This is a genomic window from Alcanivorax sp. (assembly GCF_040118815.1).
Taxonomy (GTDB): Bacteria; Pseudomonadota; Gammaproteobacteria; order Pseudomonadales; family Alcanivoracaceae; genus Alcanivorax.
The window spans coordinates 92972-112082 of record NZ_JBEDTC010000009.1; the positions used below are offsets into that span (position 1 = coordinate 92972).

14 protein-coding genes are annotated in these 19111 nt (G+C 57.8%); 11 read left to right on the forward strand and 3 right to left on the reverse strand.

What is annotated here, in order from left to right; translation table 11 throughout:
• The first annotated feature begins 32 nt into the window (after positions 1-32).
• From cysK to ABNH18_RS06980, 6 genes are all read left to right on the forward strand, one after another.
• Complete coding sequence (cysK, locus tag ABNH18_RS06955) at positions 33-1001, forward strand: cysteine synthase A (RefSeq protein WP_349382118.1); 969 nt, start codon at positions 33-35, stop codon at positions 999-1001.
• Positions 1002-1300: 299 nt separating this feature from the next.
• Positions 1301-1567, forward strand: coding sequence for a hypothetical protein (locus ABNH18_RS06960; protein WP_349382119.1), 267 nt, complete (start codon positions 1301-1303; stop codon positions 1565-1567).
• A gap of 474 nt (positions 1568-2041) precedes the next feature.
• Positions 2042-4531, forward strand: a complete 2490-nt coding sequence (locus ABNH18_RS06965) for a galactose oxidase early set domain-containing protein (protein WP_349382120.1) — start codon at positions 2042-2044, stop codon at positions 4529-4531.
• Between the two features lie 12 nt (positions 4532-4543).
• The gene (locus ABNH18_RS06970; RefSeq protein ID WP_349382121.1) at positions 4544-5530 is read left to right on the forward strand and encodes a hypothetical protein; all 987 of its coding nucleotides are present in this window, start codon (positions 4544-4546) and stop codon (positions 5528-5530) included.
• Between the two features lie 193 nt (positions 5531-5723).
• Positions 5724-6929, forward strand: a complete 1206-nt coding sequence (locus tag ABNH18_RS06975; protein ID WP_349382122.1) for a BaiN/RdsA family NAD(P)/FAD-dependent oxidoreductase — start codon at positions 5724-5726, stop codon at positions 6927-6929.
• Positions 6930-7045: 116 nt separating this feature from the next.
• Positions 7046-8758: a bifunctional helix-turn-helix transcriptional regulator/alpha/beta hydrolase gene (locus ABNH18_RS06980; RefSeq protein ID WP_349382123.1), complete on the forward strand. Its 1713-nt coding sequence runs from the start codon at positions 7046-7048 to the stop codon at positions 8756-8758.
• Between the two features lie 29 nt (positions 8759-8787).
• Here ABNH18_RS06980 and ABNH18_RS06985 read toward each other — a convergent pair whose 3' ends face one another.
• Positions 8788-9204, reverse strand: coding sequence for a thioesterase family protein (locus ABNH18_RS06985; RefSeq protein WP_349382124.1), 417 nt, complete (start codon positions 9202-9204; stop codon positions 8788-8790).
• Positions 9205-9422: 218 nt separating this feature from the next.
• On the opposite strand from ABNH18_RS06985, the gene ABNH18_RS06990 reads away from it, so the two are divergent.
• The 3 genes from ABNH18_RS06990 (at position 9423) to ABNH18_RS07000 (ending at position 12692) form a co-directional block, all read left to right on the forward strand.
• Positions 9423-10331, forward strand: a complete 909-nt coding sequence (locus ABNH18_RS06990) for an oxidoreductase (protein ID WP_349382125.1) — start codon at positions 9423-9425, stop codon at positions 10329-10331.
• Between the two features lie 85 nt (positions 10332-10416).
• Positions 10417-11838 (forward strand): PDZ domain-containing protein, encoded by a 1422-nt coding sequence (locus tag ABNH18_RS06995; protein ID WP_349382126.1) that lies wholly within the window; start codon positions 10417-10419, stop codon positions 11836-11838.
• Positions 11839-11951: 113 nt separating this feature from the next.
• Complete coding sequence (locus ABNH18_RS07000; protein ID WP_349382127.1) at positions 11952-12692, forward strand: enhanced serine sensitivity protein SseB C-terminal domain-containing protein; 741 nt, start codon at positions 11952-11954, stop codon at positions 12690-12692.
• A gap of 295 nt (positions 12693-12987) precedes the next feature.
• Here ABNH18_RS07000 and ABNH18_RS07005 read toward each other — a convergent pair whose 3' ends face one another.
• Both ABNH18_RS07005 and mfd read right to left on the reverse strand, forming a co-directional pair.
• Positions 12988-13584 (reverse strand): peptidoglycan binding protein CsiV, encoded by a 597-nt coding sequence (locus ABNH18_RS07005; protein WP_349382128.1) that lies wholly within the window; start codon positions 13582-13584, stop codon positions 12988-12990.
• 254 nt (positions 13585-13838) lie between these two features.
• The gene (gene mfd / locus ABNH18_RS07010; protein ID WP_349382129.1) at positions 13839-17318 is read right to left on the reverse strand and encodes a transcription-repair coupling factor; all 3480 of its coding nucleotides are present in this window, start codon (positions 17316-17318) and stop codon (positions 13839-13841) included.
• 160 nt (positions 17319-17478) lie between these two features.
• On the opposite strand from mfd, the gene ABNH18_RS07015 reads away from it, so the two are divergent.
• The gene (locus tag ABNH18_RS07015) at positions 17479-18357 is read left to right on the forward strand and encodes an acyl-CoA thioesterase (RefSeq protein ID WP_349382130.1); all 879 of its coding nucleotides are present in this window, start codon (positions 17479-17481) and stop codon (positions 18355-18357) included.
• Positions 18354-18950, forward strand: a complete 597-nt coding sequence (locus ABNH18_RS07020; protein WP_349382131.1) for a uracil-DNA glycosylase family protein — start codon at positions 18354-18356, stop codon at positions 18948-18950. The genes ABNH18_RS07015 and ABNH18_RS07020 overlap by 4 nt, the downstream gene beginning before the upstream one ends.
• The last annotated feature ends 161 nt before the right edge of the window (positions 18951-19111 follow it).

Below are 19111 nucleotides of genomic sequence, written 5' to 3' on the forward strand. Positions count from 1 at the left end.
CGCAACGCGCGCCGAGAATGGAGGAGAGCATTATGACCGGCATTTACCAAGACAATAGCGAAACCATCGGTAATACCCCCCTAGTGAAGATCAATCGCATCACTCAGGGCAATATTCTCGCCAAGATCGAATCCCGTAACCCGGCAGGCAGTGTAAAGTGCCGGATCGGCGCATCCATGATTTGGGATGCAGAGAAGAGCGGTACACTGAAGCCGGGCATGACCCTGGTGGAACCCACCAGCGGTAACACCGGGATTGCGTTGGCATACGTGGCGGCCGCCCGGGGCTACGATTTGGTCCTGACCATGCCGGACTCCATGAGCCTGGAGCGTCGCAAGATCCTCAAGGCGTTGGGTGCAAAGCTGGTACTGACGCCTGGCCCGAAAGGCATGCCCGGTGCCATCGCCAAGGCGGAAGAGTTGGTGCAAGAAAACCCGGATAGCCATCTGATGCTGCAACAGTTCAATAATCCCGCCAATCCGGGCATTCACGAGAAAACCACCGGCCCGGAAATCTGGGACGCCACCGGCGGTGATATCGATGTGCTGGTGAGCGGGGTGGGCACTGGCGGCACCATTACCGGTGTGGCCCGCTATATCAAGAACACCCAGGGCAAGGCGATTACCGCCGTGGCCGTGGAACCGGATTCCTCAACCATGATTTCGGCAGCCCTGAAAGGGGAAGAACCGACCCATGGCCCCCACAAGATCCAGGGCATTGGCGCCGGCTTTGTGCCCAAGAACCTGGATATGTCAGTGGTGGACCGGGCGGAGCAGGTCAGCAACGAAGAGGCCATGGAGTGGGCCCACAAGTTGATGCAGGAAGAAGGTATTCTGGCGGGTATTTCCTGTGGGGCGGCCATGTGTGTGGCGGATCGTCTCAGTCAGCAGCCGGAATTTGCCGGTAAGACCATCGTGGTGGTGCTGCCGGACTCCGGCGAACGTTACCTCAGCTCCCCCTTGTTTGCCGATACCTTTACCGAACAGGAGCTCGGCCAGTAGTCCGTCGAGGTCAGTTTGTAGGTCGGCTTAGGCGAAGCCGTAAGCCGACTGTCAATATTCGCCGCCCGGTTTATGTCGGCTTACGGCTTTCAGGCTAAGCCGACCTACGACATGTTTTGGACACCTTTACCGAGGCGGCCAGTAGAGATTCGAGAGTAGAATGTGGTGTGCAGTCCGGGTTGCCCCTTGCGGGCTGTCCGGGCTGAGCGCTGTACTGTCAGGGGCGGGCAGGGTATAACTGCATCATAAGCCCGCACACGGGCAGTTTCCGCCTTCAGGCGGGCTATTGGGGGAACACCATGAAATACCTCGCAGTGATGCTCTGCGGTGCCACATTGCTCAGTGGTTGTTATTTTGAAGAAGATGACATCAGCAGCAGTGATCGGCAGGAACAACTTCCTATTGTGCAGAATGATGCGCCGCAAGGCACCCGCGTAGTGCCGGGCGAGCAGGTCATGAGCAGTGGCAGCTATCGCAACGACATTCAGGTGGCCAATGGCGCTGCCGCGATCAAAGCGACCAGCGAACACTACGGCGCCACCGCCGAACTTTCCGTTATTCAGTAATTGATGGCTGGCGTTACTCAATAACGCAAGCCAGATTCCGGGAAGACAAGCCATGTGCCCGGCGGCGAATGTCGCCGTTCATTAAGCTAATGTCTTCCGCGGAATATTTTCTGCACGACTTTCCTTTTGTTCGCCTCATTGCGTTGCTAAAGCCCGTGGCATCGCCAGAAGGATCACGCCGTTATTAAGTGGCTTTGCAGTGTGTCTGCATTGTTAGCACGATAGTCTCTTTAAACGCCTCATTTTACGTTTCAATCCTTCATTTCTCCTTCATGTGTCAGTAGCGCGTGAAATTTTGGCCGTTTTTTTGTTAAGCCCGATCGTGCGGCGGTGAATAACTGTCGTCGTGTAGTAAGGCTGCCAACCTTGACCATGACGTTGCTGTTTTCCCGAGCGCAGACTCCCGCAATGCGGCGTATACAAAGCGTTTCTTTGTGTCGGGCGTGGATAACAATTAATTCGGGAGAGAGACCAATGAAGAACCTGGAGCGACTTGCTGGGTTGGGCTTGCTGACCGCGGCGCTGATAGCTTGTGGCGGCAGCGGCAGCGGCAGTTCCGCGGGCACCAACAATTCTGACCCCACCAATAACAGCCCTGAACCAAGCCCAACAGAAGGCGATGGTTCCCAGGGCAACGATCCTGATGATCCCATGGCACCTGCGCCGGCTCCGCAGGCGTCTTCTTTCGCTGGTCGTGAATACAGCTGTGAAGGGGATGAGTGTCTGTTAGGTAAATTCGATGGCCCGTTTGCCGAGCCAACCATTCGCTACAGCGATTCGACCACCGGTGAAGACTTGAAGGTGGTGACGACCGAAGACAAGTGTCTTGAAGATGCTGATGGGGCATTGCGTTGTAAGCCTGCTGCCGGCTCCATGGCGCTTTTGCCAGATAACCGTCTGGTGTATTTCAATGCCTTGGAAGGGACTGAAAACGTCGAGTTCTCAATTGTGGCTGAATTCGGGTTCGTCGCGGTTAACGATCAAACGCGAGTACTCAATTTCGGCCCCGCCGGTGCCAACGATGAAATCTCCTGGCAGCGGCCCTCGCCTGTACGTGGTGGCGCCAATGTGGACGGAAACGACAGTGATACGTTGTTGCCGGGCGGTGAATTGAGCGACGCGGAGCGCACGGAAGGCAATGATGGCGCGCTATTCTGTGCCGATGTTATCCAGCTGGCTGATGGCCGAATCATGGCTGTGGGTGGCACGGATTATTACACTGAACCGTCCCTTGGCTCGGTCTTTCCTCCGGCCCGTGATGTGCTGGGCTCCATCGATACCGAAATTCCTTTGCCCAGTAATTTCGGTGAAATCAGCGTGCCCGACGATATCGGCGTAGTGGAGCTGGAAGGCCTCAAAGACGCTCGTATTTTCAATCCTGAGGACAACAGCTGGACCCAGACCGGCCACATGAATCATGGCCGTTGGTACCCCAGCATGGTGACCTTGCCCGACGGCGATGTCTTCGTGGCAAGCGGGGTAACCAAGCTGCTCAAGCCGGTTTATACCGGTGCTTTGCTGGGTGGAGAAAGCGAAGGGCTGCGTGAACTGCTGCAGTCTGCCGATAATGTGCGCACCAGTGAAACCTATGATTTGGAAGAGGGGACCTGGTCCGAGAATGGAGACCGTCCGCTTGAGGGACTGGACAGCACCGCGGGTAAAGCGTTGCCGTTGTATCCCCGCCTGCACCTACTGCCTAACGGCAAAGTATTCTATAACGCTGGCGGGCAGGCTTTTAATCCCTTTGGCCAGTCATACAATCAGGCCCAGTGGAACTTCGTCTCGGTGTATGACCCGCAAGAGGAGCTCTGGACTGACCTTGGCTACGCGGGCCTGAATGTGCAGCTCGATGAGCTGGGTCTGGATCGTATTACTTCTGCTCTTACTCTTACCAGCCCGAACCTGGTAGAGGACTTGATCGGAACAGGAGAGGGGCTACTTACCAACTTGCTGGGTGACCCGCTTGGCAGTCTGGAGCAGGTCGAGAACCTGCTTGGCGATGTTGCGGACCCGCAGGTGGCCAACCGTTTAATCGGCGCAGGTTTCCGTGGTTCCAGCTTCTCTATCATGATGCCGCTGCGCCAGAGTGAAAGCGGCGCCTACAGCGAAGCACAATTCCTGACTGCTGGTGGCGTGCTCGGCGCCGTTGCCGCCTCCAGCCCGGGCAGTTACCTGGCGGTCCCCAATAGCCGTCTGGATACAGTGAATGTGAACGCAGATACCGAAACAGGAATGCGTTACTCCTCAGAGATTGTCGGCAACCTGAACGGCCCGCGCTGGTTTTCCACCGGGGTATTGCTGCCTGATGGTTCGGTGATGGCTTTTAACGGTGCCAACAGGGATGAAGTCGTGCTACCGGGTTCGGCTACGCCGGTACAAACCACCGAGCGGTATGACCCGCAAACCCGTGAGTGGACGGAAATGGCGACCTCATTGAATCCGCGCACCTACCACAACACCGCGTTACTGCTGCCTGATGGTCGTCTGTTGATCGGCGGGCACGCGCCGATCAACACGGCCTACCTGTTCAGTCTTAACCTGGAAGAGCTGGGGCTGTCACCGAATGATGGTCGTGATCCTTCGTTTGAAATATATAGTCCGCCGTATGTATTCAAGGATCGTCCTGAAATCCAGCAGGCTCCGAGTGAAGTGGATCATGGTGACTCCATCGACATCGCCGTGGATGATGCGGCCGCAATCAATGAAGTGATATTGGTGCGTCGTACCAGTCTGACCCATCTGGTTGATGGGGATCAGCGCAACGTGGTGCTTCCGCATACCGTTAGTGGCGGCAATGTGAGCGTACAAATTCCGGAAAATGCTGCGGTGCTTCCGGCGGGTCATTACATGTTGTTTGTTAACCGTATCGCCAGCGATGGCTCCAACATGGTGGTGCCGTCCGTCTCTGCGCCGGTACAGGTGATGTTGCCTGAAGAAAGCCCGGGCTTGATGGCTCAACGCTAAGGAGTGATGAGGATGCCTTTATTTTCGTTTAATCCTTCGCGTGCGTTGGCCCGCTCGTTAGGTGCTGTGCTGGTGACGGTTCCGGCTTTGCTTGTGGCTCACGGGCCGGAGGCGAAGGCGGTCAAAGCCCGTATGGATCCGCTGCCGGCTACGCTGAAAAGTATTGATGCTCAGGTACAGACCACAGTGGCGCCACAGATCGTGGTTGCCAACGACAGTGCCCGGACGCTGGACATTCTTGATGCACAAGGGCGAAGCTTTCTGCGAATCAACCAGCAGGGTGTGCAGGCGGATCTGACCAGTCCAGCCTGGTACCGTAGCCAGACTGCCGCCCGTGGCGTGCCGCTCCCGAAAGGGGTGGCGCAGGATGCAGAGCCACGCTGGGCGCTGGTGCACAAGAAACCCAACTGGGGCTGGTTTGATCCGAGGCTGCGTACGGAAGACATCGAGGTGCCCCACCAAGTAGAGCATGATGGCAAGCCTGCGCGCTTGTCGGAATGGTCGGTGCCGGTGCGGTTTGATGGCGAAGAGTCAGCCCTGGCCGGTGCTTTTCGTTATGAACCCTTACCGCCTGGTTCCTTTCATTCGCGCCTGACCTCCAATGCCACTCCGGTTGAAGGGGTTACCGTAGGGTTGTCTCCCGGTACCGTGCCGGCGGTGCACATTCACAACCAAAGCGGCAAGCCGGTGGTGGTGGCTGATGCCAAGGGAATGCCGCATTTACGTATCGGGCCTGGCGGCAGTTTCATGAACGCCAACCGGGAGGCTGGAGAGCCCCAGTGGGTGAAAGTGGCAGGTGGCTCACGTTACACCTGGACAGAACCCCGCGCGGCCTACGGGTCGCTGCGGGCACCGGGAGAAGTGATCGAAGCGGGAAATCGTGCTCGAGTGGCCACCTGGTCTTTGCCGGTCACGGTGGACGGCAAACCCGTGGCTGTAAAAGGCGTAGTGGACTGGTTGCCCGGGGAGCAAATCGCTGCCAGTGGCGGACATCACTGACTTTATCGATCCGGGGGTGGCCCGCTGTTTCGGCGGGGCTGGCCCCGGATCTCTAAAGAAGGGTAGATACAGTCCAATCACAGAAAACCGGGTAAACCCATTAGGCAGAGCTGCAGATACAGCTCTGCGGCACCGATGGCACTAGCGGTGCATCCCCGTTATCCTTGCCGGCCGTATTCAGGCTGGTGGTTTCATGTCAGATAAAGCAGGGGCAAGCACAACCCAAGTCGATGTGGTGGTTATCGGTGCCGGCGCAGCCGGGCTGATGTGTGCGGCCACGGCGGCGTATCAGGGGCATCGTGTGTTAGTGCTGGACCATGCTAACAAGGCCGGCAAGAAAATCCTCATGTCCGGCGGCGGGCGCTGCAACTTCACTAACCTGAATACCACCCCGGAGCATTTCGTCTCCGCCAACCCGCATTTCTGCAAGTCTGCCCTTAAACGTTACAGTCCTTGGCATTTCGTGGAACTGGTAGAACGCCACGGTATTGAGCATGTGGAAAAGGCCCCGGGGCAATTGTTCTGCGCGGATTCCTCCAAAGAAATTCTCGGCATCTTGCTGACAGAATGTGAGTGGGCCGGTGCTGAGATCCGCTTGAAGACTGATATTCGCCGCGTAAAGCAAACCGCGTCGGGCTTTGCCCTGAGCACCAGTGCAGGCACCGTTCAATGCGCAAAACTGGTGGTGGCCTGCGGAGGGCTGTCGATTCCCTCCATGGGCGCTTCCGGTTTTGGTTACCAATTGGCGGAGCAATTCGGGCTTAACGTATTACCCACCCGCGCCGGGCTGGTGCCGTTTACCCTGCAACCGGATGACAAGGCCTGGTTGGCCGCCTTATCCGGCATCAGCACTGATGTAGTGGCTCAAACCGCTGATGCGTCTTTTAGCGAGCCGATGCTGATTACTCACCGCGGTCTGTCCGGGCCTGCCATGTTGCAGGTATCCAGCTTCTGGACGCCGGGTCAGCCGGTGACGGTGGATTGGTTGCCCCAGGTGGCAGATCCATTCGCCGAGTTGGTGGAAGAACGTCGGGCGCATCCCAACCGTGGATTGGAGCGCTGGTTACGTCAGTATTTTTCCCAGCGACTGGCCGCTGCGCTGGCGGATCAATTCGGTTGGCAGGGCAATTTGCAGCAGTTCAATAATGAACGGCTGGCCAGCGTTGCCGCCACGCTGAAAGGCTGGGCGTTTAAGCCTTCGGGCACAGAAGGTTATCGCACCGCGGAAGTGACGCTGGGCGGGGTCGACACCGATGCTATCTCCTCGAAAACCTTTGAAGTGAAAACCGTACCCGGTCTGCATTTCATTGGTGAAGTGCTGGATGTGACCGGGCAACTGGGCGGTTTTAACTTCCAGTGGGCCTGGGCCAACGGCTGGTGCACAGGCATGTCGTTGTAATCACTGCATTGGCGGGCGATTGAGCAAAGCGAACGGTGGTCCGAAACGCTTGCCCCCCTGATACCCCCTTTCTATGATGAAGGTTAATGAGTGGTGGGCGGGGCAGGTGGGCGGTGGTGAGCGACACGGATAATGATGAGCTAATTGGGCAGATTTACGAGACCGCGCTTTCACCGGGGGATTGGGTCGATCTGGTCGATACCATTACCGGTTGGACAGACGTTCCCGCAGACGCGTTGTCCGAATCCGGCGGCACAGAGATTGATACCCAGAGAACCCCTGCCGACGTCGAGATACTGATCAACCACTTGGATCGCGCTGTGCGTAGCAGTGCTTACATGCATGCGCTGGAAGATCGCACCCGCATCCTCAATGACATGTATAACCAGATGCCCTGGCCCATGCTGATGCTGGATGAGCAAATGGGCGTGCTCGAGTGCAATCCTGTCGCCGAGCAAGTGCTCTCCAGCGGGCCGGTGGAGATCCTGCCCGATCGCTCTTTGCACTTCAGCGACCGGGAGCTGCGCCAGTCACTCAAACGGGTGATTTCTCTGGAAGCGGGGCGGGAAACCCAGCTGCTCAATTCCCGGCAAGACTCTGTGTCGTTGCTATGCCTGCCGGTGGAAAAATCCGATGCGCCGGGCACTATTTCCCAGGTGCGCACTATCGTTTGGGTGCTGGCCGGGCAGAGTATGGTGACCCCGTCGCCGGACATGCTCCGATCCGTCTTTCACATTACTCACGCGGAAGCCCGGCTGCTGCACCTGCTGTGCAAGGTCGGCAACCTGACTCAGAGTGCCGAGCTACTCAATATCAGTGTGCACACAGCACGTACTCAGCTGAAATCCACCATGAGTAAACTTAATGCCAGCAGTCAGGTGCAGTTGGTCAGCCAGGCCATGGGGCATGCGCTGGTACAGGCAGCTCGCTTGCCTCAAGTGCAGCAGGAGCGAGAATTCACCCTGAACCTGCCGGATGATCGGGTGCTCAGCTGGTATGAATACGGTGACCCGGGAGGGCGCCCGGTACTGACCTTGGATAACCTGGGCGGAGCCGTGCCAGATCATACGATGTTTGAGGCTTGGTACCGGGAAAAAGGCTTACGCATGATCATGATCGTGCGCCCCGGATATGGTATTTCCACCTATAAGGCCAATTTTGAATTCCGTGATTTCGGTGACGACATTCAGGCCCTGTGCAATCACCTGAAAATCCAGCGCCCGGCCATGGCAGCCTACTGTGGTGGTGGCCCCTATGCGCTGTGTGCGGCGGCTCAGCATCCAGCGTTGTTTGATCGCCTGGGTATTCTTGCCAGCACGGTGCCCATCGAACATTTCGAGCTCGACAAGTTGGATCGTCTACACAAAATGTTCCTTCGCCTTTTTCGTCGTGACCCACGCCTGTTTGTGTTGATGGGCAGGTTGGGATTGCGCGGCGTGCAACACGCCCCCGAGAAGTACTTTGCCAAATTGGCCAAGTCGCTCTGTGAGCACGATCAGGCGGTGCTGGGTAACCCTGACTTGCTGGGGCGTTTGATCAAAAGCATGCGGCGTAGCCACTTCCAGGGGGCTAAAATTCTTATCGATGAATATTTGCGCCTGCAGTTTCCCTGGAAAGTTCCGTTGGGAAATATCACCATCCCGGTCCTTCATTGGCACGGTGAAGACGACAGAATCATCTCCATCGGTAGCGCCCGTGGGCTGGCGTCTGATATTCCCGGAGTGCGTTTCCGCAGCGTTCCCGGTATGGGCCGTTTCATGATCTATGCGGTGTGGGAAGAGTTTCTGAGCGAATTACTTGAGCTTCCAGCGGAGACTCAGAGGCGCTGACGTGGCGCTAACCCTTCAAGGATGCGAGCTCAGACAATACCGGGAAACTTGGCCTTGAAGTCTTCTGGTACCGGCGTTACACCGTGGTTTTGGTGGTCAAAAAATACGAACCCCTGTTTGGCCAGTACCACCAGTTGCCCGCTGGGTTGCTTGGTAACCCGAAAGATAAGATCTGCCCCGTACTTGTTGAAATCCATTAGCCCCACTTCAAACTGCAAATCGTCACGGGCAAAGCTCTCGGAGCGGTAACTGGCCACCAGGTCGGTCACCACAATGCGCTCTTGGCTGTAATCGATATCGCAGAAAAAGCGGTAGCGAGCCTCGGAAAGCAAGGAGATCATCTGATCGTTGCCCACATGCTTGCCGGTATTCAAATCGGTCATGCGCACGTTAATGGTGTGGGTGTAGAGAAACTGTTCGGGCAATTCGAGTTTGACGCGCGCCATGGTGAAGCTCCGGTGGAGTAGGGAAGAGCGTGGCCGCTATTTTAGCAATGGTCAGGATAGTGTGTGAAATCGAACTTCGATAAATGAAGTGAGCTGCGACTGTCGAAAAAGCGAGCAGAAAGTGACTTTTTCTAGCCAGCAATTGGCGCAACTGGAGCGTGCTAGAGTGCCAGCGACGGCGAACAATGATGCTAACACCCATCAACCAAGGACGACCCATGGCAAAATCCCGCTGGCGCGCGGCGCAAATTCCCGACCTTTCCGGGAAAACCATTCTGGTCACCGGTGCCAACAGCGGTATCGGCCTGGAAGCGGTGAAACTGTTCACGGCCAATGGCGCGCAAGTGATCATGGCGTGCCGCAACCCGGACAAGGCCGAGACTGCCGCGCAGCAGGTCAGGGCCATAACCCCTGGCGCGAATCTTATTATCATGCCGCTGGACCTGGCCGATCTGGAATCGGTGAAAGCCTTTGCGGCGGCGGTAAAAAAACGAGTCAAAAAGCTGGATGTCTTGCTCAATAACGCGGGGCTAATGGCGCCGCCGTTGCAGCGCACCAAGGATGGTTTTGAAATGCAGTTCGGCACCAATCACCTCGGCCACTTCGCGCTGACCGGTCCCTTGCTGGATCTGCTGGAAGCCGCACCGGCTCCACGCATCGTGCAGATCTCCAGCCTGGCGCACCGTGGTGGGAAAATCATGTGGGGGAATCTTAATGCAGAAAAACGCTATTCCCGCTGGCCTTTCTATTGTCAGAGCAAGCTGGCCAATTTGATTTTCGCCAAGGATCTGCATCGCCGGCTGTCGAAACGCGGCTCTAACATTCAGGTCATGGCGGCACACCCCGGTTATTCCGCGACACACCTGCAGGATACCGTGCCCGGCGGTGGTTTGTTCAACAAACTGCTGGCTCAGCCGGCAGAAAGAGGGTGTTTGCCCGGCGTGATGGCGGCGACCAGTGATGATGTGGTTTCTGGTGGATATTACGGCCCGGATGGAAAGTTTTTGGAGCTGCAAGGCTACCCGGCCCCGGCCTTCGCCCGTAAAGTGGTCGACAACGTAAGTGTTGCTCAGCGACTGTGGGAAGAGTCCGAGCGCCTTACCGGTGTTCGTTATTTGAGTGCATAAGTGTGTTAAAGGGGTAAGGGCATCAAGCCGCGATGATGGGGAAGCGTGCCAACTGGCTGGCGGGCTAACGGCGCTGGGGGAAATCATGGGGATATATACAGGTTCGTTGTTTCGGGTGATGGTTCTGGCTTTGTGGGTGTTCGGGTGTACCCCGCAAGCTTGGGCTCTGGAATTCACTTTGCGTAATGGCAGTGTACTGAAAACGGACGATAGCAATTTTGTCCCGGAAGATAATACCGTCACTGGCCCGGCAACCATTACCAGCCCCGATGGCACGGTTGCAGAAGGGGAAATGGTAAAAGGCGGCTGGCAGGGCCCGGTGAAGTTCTTCGTCCCTGCCACGGGGCTACGATTTGTGGGCCTCTACGACAAGGGCGTGGAGCTATCGATGTATTCGGAGCTTGAAGCCGACATGGCCATTGGTCGGTTTGATAATGCGTTTGCGATTCGTGGCGAAAGGCCGTTCATGGGGATCGCTTTCCATGAGGTTCCCGGCCCCAACGGCGAAACACTCGTGGACATTAAAAGTGTGATCTACAACTCTCCTGCCTATCTGGCGGGTGTTGAGGCCGGTGACAGGGTTGTTGCGTATAACGGCAATCGGACTACCGGCATGCGTGCTCTGGTGACCGATATCCAGACTGTCCGTTTTGGCGACACCGTGACGTTTAAGTTGCAGCGCAATGGCCAGCCGCTGACGATTACCTTTTCGCCCCATATCATCCCAGCAGACCATGCGTTGGTGAAAGCCGGCAAGCTCACAGCCTCGCAAACCCTGCTTTGGCAGGCGATTCAGCGGGCACCATCACAAAGTGGGCTGGCGGATTACATTAACGAAGTGGCAGATCCGGCTTACTTGCCTCAAGCAAAAGCGCTGCGAGAAACACTGAATAAGCAGGAGCCGGCTGCGTATAGCCGAGCGATCAAAGCCAATACGCTGGCAGCTTACATCGCCTATTCTTCCACCTACGATTTATCCGTTAATCGCAAAGAGGTGGATAAACGCGTGTTGGGGATTCAAGAAAAGGCCGAAGACCCGGTTGCCGTATACCAGGCATATCGGCAAGCGTGCCGAACCTGTGGCGATATTTTTCCGGGTAACTATGCTGTGCTGGAAGTCGGCCCAGGAGCGGGCGCAACGGTGGGTGACTTGTTGCGTCAGGAAAAAGGAGGGGCAAACATTGATGAATTGCAGGCCATTATCGACAGCCACCCGAGTTTCCGTTATTCCGAACTGACACCGGCGAATCGTGATTTGTTATTGTTCCTTGGCATGAGCGATGCACTGGTGACTGCTATTGAACGAGACGCCAAACAAAGCTTTTCAGCGGTTCCTTCATCTGTGGCAACCACAGCGCCAACCCCTGCTCAGGCTGGCCTTACGGATACGGCGGTGGAGTGCACCAAGCTTGCCGTTGCTTTGGAAGGCTGTGATCGTTTGGGGTCCTTTGCGTCCATGGGCTGTCGAGCGGTGGTGAGGAAAAAATTCCAGTGCCCCGGTATGTAAGCTATTCGGTGGCTGAAAAAAACGCGGGCTATCCAATCTTCGGTATGGCAGCAGGCCGCCTTTAGTGCGGTATTTTTATCCGAGAAAGCAATGGCAACAAGGTGAGTAAAGGCATGGCAGATACTCCATTGGCTCAGGCACTGGAACGTGCGGCTCAGGAACCGGCCCAGCGGCCCGCTTTTTATCGGGCATTGATGAATGCGGATGTCTTCGTGATTGGCCATACGGACCAACCGGAACAGAATGAGCACGGTCACCACACGATCCCTGCCGGGGCTAACGTATCGTTGGTGAACTGGGAAAAGGCCGATGGTTCGCCGGTGGTTCCGTTTTTTACCCATCTGGAAGCGTTGCAACGAGCTATTGATGCCGAGACGTCTTACCTGTCGCTGCCTGCCCGCAGTCTGTTTGAACTGACGCGAGGGGCCACGCTGTTTCTCAACCCGAAATCGGATCACGGCAAGGAGTTCGTTCCCCACGAAATTGAAGCCTTGCTGGATACCGGCATGAATCAGAAAGTCGAACCCCGGGTGGTGGAGAAAGAAACCCGGGTGATGTTGGGTCAGCCTGCCCAGTATCCTTCCGCTATGGTCCAGGCATTACAGCAACTTTTGCCCAACCATCCCGGTGTGAAAGCAGCTTACTTGTGCATGATGCATGACCCGGAGGTTCAGGATGCCCCGGCGTTGATGGTGGGCTTTGAAGGGCTGGATCTGGACGGCGCCATGTCCGAGGCCGGTTCTGTGGTGGCGGATACGGCGCCAAACGGGCAAGCGGTGGATTTCGTGGTGGTTGATGGCAGTGGTATCGGCGGATACATGAAAGAGAATGGCGCGTTTTATGAAAAACACTGAGTGTATGGTTCAAGCAGGGTGAGAGAGGTGGGCATCAGTGGTTTCTAACAGACACGTCAAGGTGACACTTTGTCCGCTACTTGCATTTCCGCTGGAATGCCTCCTTTTATGCTGTTTTATAGAGAATTCAATCGAGAGAGGCTTGGAAGAACTAATGCCCGGCTCGGGGCTGGTCCCGCCAGCCCTTTCGTGATGCAAGCATCGCTTCCCCGTGTAGAAAAGAAATTTTGAGAGTCTCTTGAAGCGCCAACGTCACGTGGGTAAAAGGCACAAGGGAAAATGTGCCTGGGCGACCTCAGGCGCGGGTCACCCTCACCAGCATGCCGAACAGGGCGTGGTCAAAGTAGTAGACTCCATGGCCTGCTAGGCGGCGCTTTTCGTCGATATCCACATAGAGCCGTTCGCCATTACTTTCCGTGTTGAACCAGATCCGTGGCGTGACATGCAGGTAGCGGGACTTACTGAATTCCAGGGTGCCTTCAAGCTCCGGGACCTGGCCTTCTTCGGTGGGCAGTGTTTGCCCGCCGCGGACATAGACGGGCAAGGTTTCGGCTTTACTGCCGATGGGTTGCTCCCAGGCGGCATGATACAGCTCGCGGTAGTCACCGGTGCCTTCCATGCGTTCCAGCATATAGCGAAGTACTTCGTCGTCCTGGGACAGCGGCTGCCAGGCGCCTCGGGCAACGGCATCCGGGTCGGCCATTTCACTGGTTTCTGGTTGGCCAATGGTCACGGCCTGGGAGGCATAGTGAGGTTGTAGGCCGGTGGCCCAGATTTCTTCACTGTTGGCGTTGTTTTGGGCAAATACCAGCACTTCCACTTTGTACCAGCTTTGTGCGATGGCCGTGTTGCCCAGCAGGGTCAGAACAACCAACAGTAATGCGCGATGCATTGAAAACTCCTTGTTTTGCTTTATAACGCCGGATGCATAATACATGACGCCGGATGCCTAAACCCCAACCCCCGAAGATCAAAACCCTACCCTCCGGTTTTATTGCATCAGGCGCCATGCGTCCGGCGTTTAATCTTGGTGCCGACTATACCCCAAGCGACGCGCATTGCTCACGGGCGATGGGGCGATCGGCACGCTTTTTGTGACAAGAGTGCGGTTTAAGCCGCTCCCAGACGCGCAGGCTGAGTGTGTATTCAGTCTGCGGTGCCTGTCTTGATGCTTTGGGCCGCCAAACGTTTGAGCAGTTCCTGCACCACCTGAATGCGTTCTTCCGGTGTGTCGCTGTCTTCCACGAAACGCAGGGCGTTGGCGCCTTCCAGTTTGAAGCGGTTGGGGCCGGACTGAACCAGTTTGACGATGGTAAGTGGGTCCACCGGGGTGCGTTCGCCGAACTCCAGTTTGCCGCCAGTGGCGTGGGCGTCCAGGCGAATAATGCCCAGTCGATCTGCCTGTTGGCGTAGTTCGGTCACGGCAAACAGGTTTTTCACCGGCTCCGGCAGTAGCCCGAAACGGTCGATCATTTCCACTTGCAGCTCTTTCAGGCCGGCGCGGGTTTTGCAGCCGGCGATACGTTTGTAGAGCGTGAGCCGGCCGAATACATCGGGCAGGTAGTCTTCCGGGATGAGCGCAGGAATGCGCAGGTTCAGCTCCGGGCCACCGCTGAGCGGTTTTTCCACGTCTGGCTGTTCGCCGCGTTTCAGTGCTTCCACCGCTTGCTCCAGCATTTCCATATAGAGGCTGAAGCCAATGGTTTCGATGTTGCCGTGTTGCTCTTCGCCGAGCAGTTCGCCGGCGCCGCGAATTTCCATGTCCTGGCTGGCGAGCATAAAGCCGGCGCCCAGGTCGGTGGCTTGTTCAATGGCTTCCAGGCGCTTGATGGCATCCTTGGTCATGACCTTGGGGCTGGGGGTGATCAGATAGGCATACGCCTGGTGGTGGCTGCGGCCCACCCGGCCACGAAGCTGGTGAAGTTGTGCCAGGCCCAGTTTGTCAGCCCGGTCGATAATGATGGTGTTGGCACTGGGTACGTCGATCCCGGTTTCGATGATGGTGGTGCTCACCAGTACGTTGAAACGGCGGTGGTAAAAATCGCTCATCACCGCTTCCAGTTCCCGCTCGCGCATCTGGCCGTGGGCGATACCCACGCGAGCATCGGGCACCAGCTTGCGGATATCTGCGGCGGTTTTTTCCATGGTGTCGATGTCGTTGTGCAGGTAATACACCTGGCCACCACGCAGCAGTTCACGCAGCAGCGCTTCCTTGATGACGGTGTCGTTGTGTTGCTGCACGAAAGTTTTCACCGACAGGCGTTTTTGCGGCGGTGTGGCGATGATGGAAATATCGCGCATGCCGCTCATGGCCATGTTCAGGGTGCGCGGAATCGGCGTGGCGGTGAGAGTGAGGATGTCGCACTCGGCGCGCATTTGCTTGAGGCGCTCCTTGTGGCGCACCCCGAAGCGGTGCTCTTCATCGACTACGATCAGGCCTAAATTATCGAAGGCCACGGTTTCCTGCAGTAGCTGGTGAGTGCCCACCAGAATATCCACCTTGCCTTCTTTGAGCCGCTGCAGCACCTGGGTTTTTTCCTTGGCGCTGCGGAAACGTGATAACACCTCGATGTTCACGGGCCAGTCGGCGAAACGGTCAGTGAAGGATTCGTAATGCTGTTGGGCGAGCAGGGTGGTGGGTACCAGCACGGCGACCTGTGCCTGGTTTTCCACCGCCACAAAGGCGGCGCGCATGGCCACTTCAGTTTTGCCAAAGCCCACGTCACCACAGACCAAGCGGTCCATGGGTTGGCTGGATTGCATATCGGCAACCACCGAGGCGATGGCGGCCTGCTGGTCCGGGGTTTCCTCGAAGGGGAAGCCGGCACTGAAGCGGTCGTAATCGCTCAGGTCCACATCGAACTGACGGCCTTCACGGGCTTCGCGTCGGGCGTAAGTGTTGAGTAGCTCGGCGGCCACGTCATGGATTTTTTCCGCCGCTTTCTGGCGGGCCTTGGTCCATTGCTCAGTACCCAGACGGTTCAGCGGCGCCGTGTCGCCGCCACCGTAGCGACTGATCAGGTGCAGGGCGGACACCGGCACATAGAGTTTGTCGCCGCCGGCGTATTCGAGCAGCAGGAATTCGTGTTGCTGGCGGTGCACTTCCATGTGGATGAGGCCAAGATAGCGCCCCACACCATGCTCCAGATGCACCACCGGGGAGCCCACGGTCATTTCTCCCAAAGAGCGGAACGCCTGTTCGGCGGCGCCATCGTCGCTGCTGGACTTGCGACGCCGGCGTTGCAGCACCCGTTCGCCGTACAGGTCGTTTTCGGTGACCACTAGCAAGGCGTGTTCCGGGGCGTAGAAGCCGGCATCCAGTTCACCCCGAGTTAGGCTCCAGCGTGCCGGGTTAGCGATAAAGTCGGGCCAGCTGTCTTTCATGGCCGGCTGGATGTGGATCTTCTGCATCAGTTCTAGCAGTGCTTCGCGTCGCCCGGCGGTTTCTGCACAGATCAGGATGTGGGTGTCCGGGTGCGCGTCGGAAAACGTATGCAGCAGGGCCAGCGGGTTGTTGGCGCGCACATCGGCGGTGAGCGCGGGCATGGCGGCCACATCAAAATGAATAGCCTGGTCCGCGCTGGGCGAATCGTTATTCGCCTGGCGTGCCCGAGGGTGCTGTTTCAGGGCGGCATTCAGTTCATCCGGGCGCAGGAACAGCTGCCAGGGGGCGAGGATCGGGCGATGAATATCGTGGCGACGGGATTCGTGGCGCTGCTCCACATCCTGCCAGAAATGTTCGATGGCGCTTTGGGAGTCCGCCAGTTCTACCAGCCGTACATCGTCGGGCAGGTAGTCGAACAGGGTCGCCATCTGGTCGAAAAACAGTGGCAGGTAGTATTCCAGTCCAGGGGCGGCCAGGCCGTCGGTCACATCCTGATAGAGCGGAACGTGTCGGGTATCCACGTCGAAGGTGTCACGGAAGTTGCTGCGAAAACGGGCAATGCCTTCGGCGCTAAGGGGGAATTCGGCGGCGGGCAGCAGGGTGATGTCGTCCACTTTGCCGGTGGAGCGCTGGCTTTCCGCTTCGAACAGGCGCAGGGATTCGATTTCATCGTCGAACAGTTCGATGCGGAACGGTTGCTCGGCGCCCATGGGGAAAATGTCCATGATCGCCCCGCGCACGGCAAACTCGCCGTGTTCGTACACGTTGTCGCGTTGTCGGTAGCCGCTGGCGACGAGCCGGCTGCGTGTGGCTTCCATGTCGAAACGATCGCCCACCTTGAGCAGGAAGCTGTTGCCGGTGATGTGAATTGGCGGCGCCAGGCGCTGCATCAGCGTATTCACCGGCACCACCAGAATGCCCTTGTGGGTGCTGGGCAGCTGGTGCAGCACCTGAATGCGGTCGCTGATAATGTCCTGGTGCGGGCTGAACAGGTCGTAGGGCAGGGTTTCCCAGTCCGGGAACAGCATCACCGGCGTTTCACTGCCGGCCAGATAGAAGCTCAGAGAATCGGTGAGCTGCTGGGCGCGGCTGCTATTGGGCGCCAGGATCACGAACAAGTGGTCTTCGCTGCGGGCCAGCTCGGCCAGCACCGCGGCCATGCTGCCGGCGTTCAGTCCGGCCCAGTCTTTGTAGTGCTCGCGGCCACTGGGGAAGAGGTTGCTGTCTGGGAGTAGCTTCATCGAGACCCGTTCCTGCGCATTCGGTGAGATATCAGGCGGCGTATTGTAGCGATGCGGCCAACGGCAGGCCATGTCGGACTCAGGTTTCATGGTTGGTAGTGCTGAATATGACCCCTGTTAGCGGGTAAGATGGGACATTGTCGTACGCTGAGGGTTGGATATGAAAGCACCGGTTCAGGAACTGATGGGTCTGTTTGACCTGGAGCAGCTGGAGAACAATTTGTTTCGCGGGCAGAGCGAGGCCAATGGGCAGCGCAGCGTGTTTGGAGGCCTGGTGGCTGGGCAGGCGCTGCTGGCGGCATCGCGGACGGTGGATGACACCCGGCCGGTGCATTCGCTGCATGCGTATTTCCTGCGCCCGGGGGACTTCAATATACCGATTGTCTATGACGTGGACCGTATCCGTGATGGCAAGAGTTTTACCACGCGCCGGGTGAATGCCATCCAGCATGGTCGGCCCATTTTTTCCCTGGCGGTGTCTTATCAGGTGGCTGAGGAGGGTGTCTCTCATCAAGCGCCTATGCCCGAGGTGCCCGGCCCGGAGGGTCTGGAAAGCGACGAGGCAATCCGGCTGAAGCTGGTGGACCGTTTGCCGGAGCAATACCGGCAGGATTTCCTGACCGAACGCCCGGTGGAGTTTCGCCCGGTGACGCCGCAGGACTCCATTTCTTCAGAGCCGAAAGCGCCGATCCGGGAAGTTTGGTTCCGGGTGGTGGACCGGATAGACGCGAACCCCATGACCCAGCGGGCATTGCTGGCCTATTGTTCGGATTTCGGCCTGATGGGCACGGCCATGCTGCCCCACGGGATGAACTTCTGGCAGCCCAATGTGCAGTGCGCAAGTATTGACCACGCCATGTGGTTCCATGATGACTTCCGTATTGATGAATGGCTGCTGTACCGCAGCGACAGTCCCTTTGCGGGCGGTTCTCGCGGCCTGAACTTTGGTTCTATCTATCGGCAAGACGGCACGCTGGTGGCGTCGGTGGCCCAGGAAGGGCTGATGCGTCTGCACCCCTCTGACAGCCCGGCGGAATGACGCAGCTGATTGACCTGCTGGACGAGGTGCGTGCTTGCCGGTTGTGTGAGCCGCACCTGCCGCTGGGCCCGCGGCCGGTGGTGCAGGCCGGGGAGGGCGCTCGGCTGTTGATTGTGGGCCAGGCGCCGGGGACCCGCGTTCATGAAACCGGTATTCCCTGGAATGATCCCTCCGGTGAGCGATTGCGGGATTGGCTGCAGATCGGTCCTGAAACGTTCTATGACTCGAATAAGGTGGCCATTATCCCCATGGGGCTGTGTTATCCGGGCCGGGGTAAAGGGGGTGATCTACCGCCGCGGCCGGAATGCGCCCCGCAATGGCATGGGCCGTTGCTGGCGGCGCTGCCGAACGTTCGCTTGACGCTGCTGGTGGGGCAATACGCCCAGCGCTATTACCTGCCGGAGCCGGGCAAGACCCTCACCGATAATGTGCGGCATTTTGCCCGGGCGCTGGCCCAGGGCTTTTTCCCGTTGCCTCATCCCAGCCCCCGCAATCGCCTGTGGCTGCGCCAGCGGCCCTGGTTCGAGGACGAGGTGGTGCCGATGCTGCGCGACCAGGTGACCATTGCCTTGCAAGCATCGCCTGCCGGCTGATAAAGGTGATGTGCTGGCGGTTTGCTCCCGCCAGGGCCGAATCATGGCTGTAGCGCGTAATATCCCCGTAACCCGGGTGGATAATGCGGCTTTTTGGCGCTATTATGCGCGCCCCGAACTCCACCACCGCAGGTGTGCACGGAAGCAGGGCAATGACGCCG

Coding starts and splice junctions, on each gene's coding strand:
- ABNH18_RS06985 (WP_349382124.1), bottom strand. CDS start 9,204: ATGGCGCGCGTCAAACTCGAATTGCCCGAACAGTTTCTCTACACCCAC.
- ABNH18_RS06995 (WP_349382126.1), top strand. CDS start 10,417: ATGGGGATATATACAGGTTCGTTGTTTCGGGTGATGGTTCTGGCTTTG.
- ABNH18_RS06965 (WP_349382120.1), top strand. CDS start 2,042: ATGAAGAACCTGGAGCGACTTGCTGGGTTGGGCTTGCTGACCGCGGCG.
- ABNH18_RS07000 (WP_349382127.1), top strand. CDS start 11,952: ATGGCAGATACTCCATTGGCTCAGGCACTGGAACGTGCGGCTCAGGAA.
- ABNH18_RS06975 (WP_349382122.1), top strand. CDS start 5,724: ATGTCAGATAAAGCAGGGGCAAGCACAACCCAAGTCGATGTGGTGGTT.
- ABNH18_RS06970 (WP_349382121.1), top strand. CDS start 4,544: ATGCCTTTATTTTCGTTTAATCCTTCGCGTGCGTTGGCCCGCTCGTTA.
- ABNH18_RS07005 (WP_349382128.1), bottom strand. CDS start 13,584: ATGCATCGCGCATTACTGTTGGTTGTTCTGACCCTGCTGGGCAACACG.
- mfd (WP_349382129.1), bottom strand. CDS start 17,318: ATGAAGCTACTCCCAGACAGCAACCTCTTCCCCAGTGGCCGCGAGCAC.
- ABNH18_RS06960 (WP_349382119.1), top strand. CDS start 1,301: ATGAAATACCTCGCAGTGATGCTCTGCGGTGCCACATTGCTCAGTGGT.
- ABNH18_RS07020 (WP_349382131.1), top strand. CDS start 18,354: ATGACGCAGCTGATTGACCTGCTGGACGAGGTGCGTGCTTGCCGGTTG.
- cysK (WP_349382118.1), top strand. CDS start 33: ATGACCGGCATTTACCAAGACAATAGCGAAACCATCGGTAATACCCCC.
- ABNH18_RS06990 (WP_349382125.1), top strand. CDS start 9,423: ATGGCAAAATCCCGCTGGCGCGCGGCGCAAATTCCCGACCTTTCCGGG.
- ABNH18_RS07015 (WP_349382130.1), top strand. CDS start 17,479: ATGAAAGCACCGGTTCAGGAACTGATGGGTCTGTTTGACCTGGAGCAG.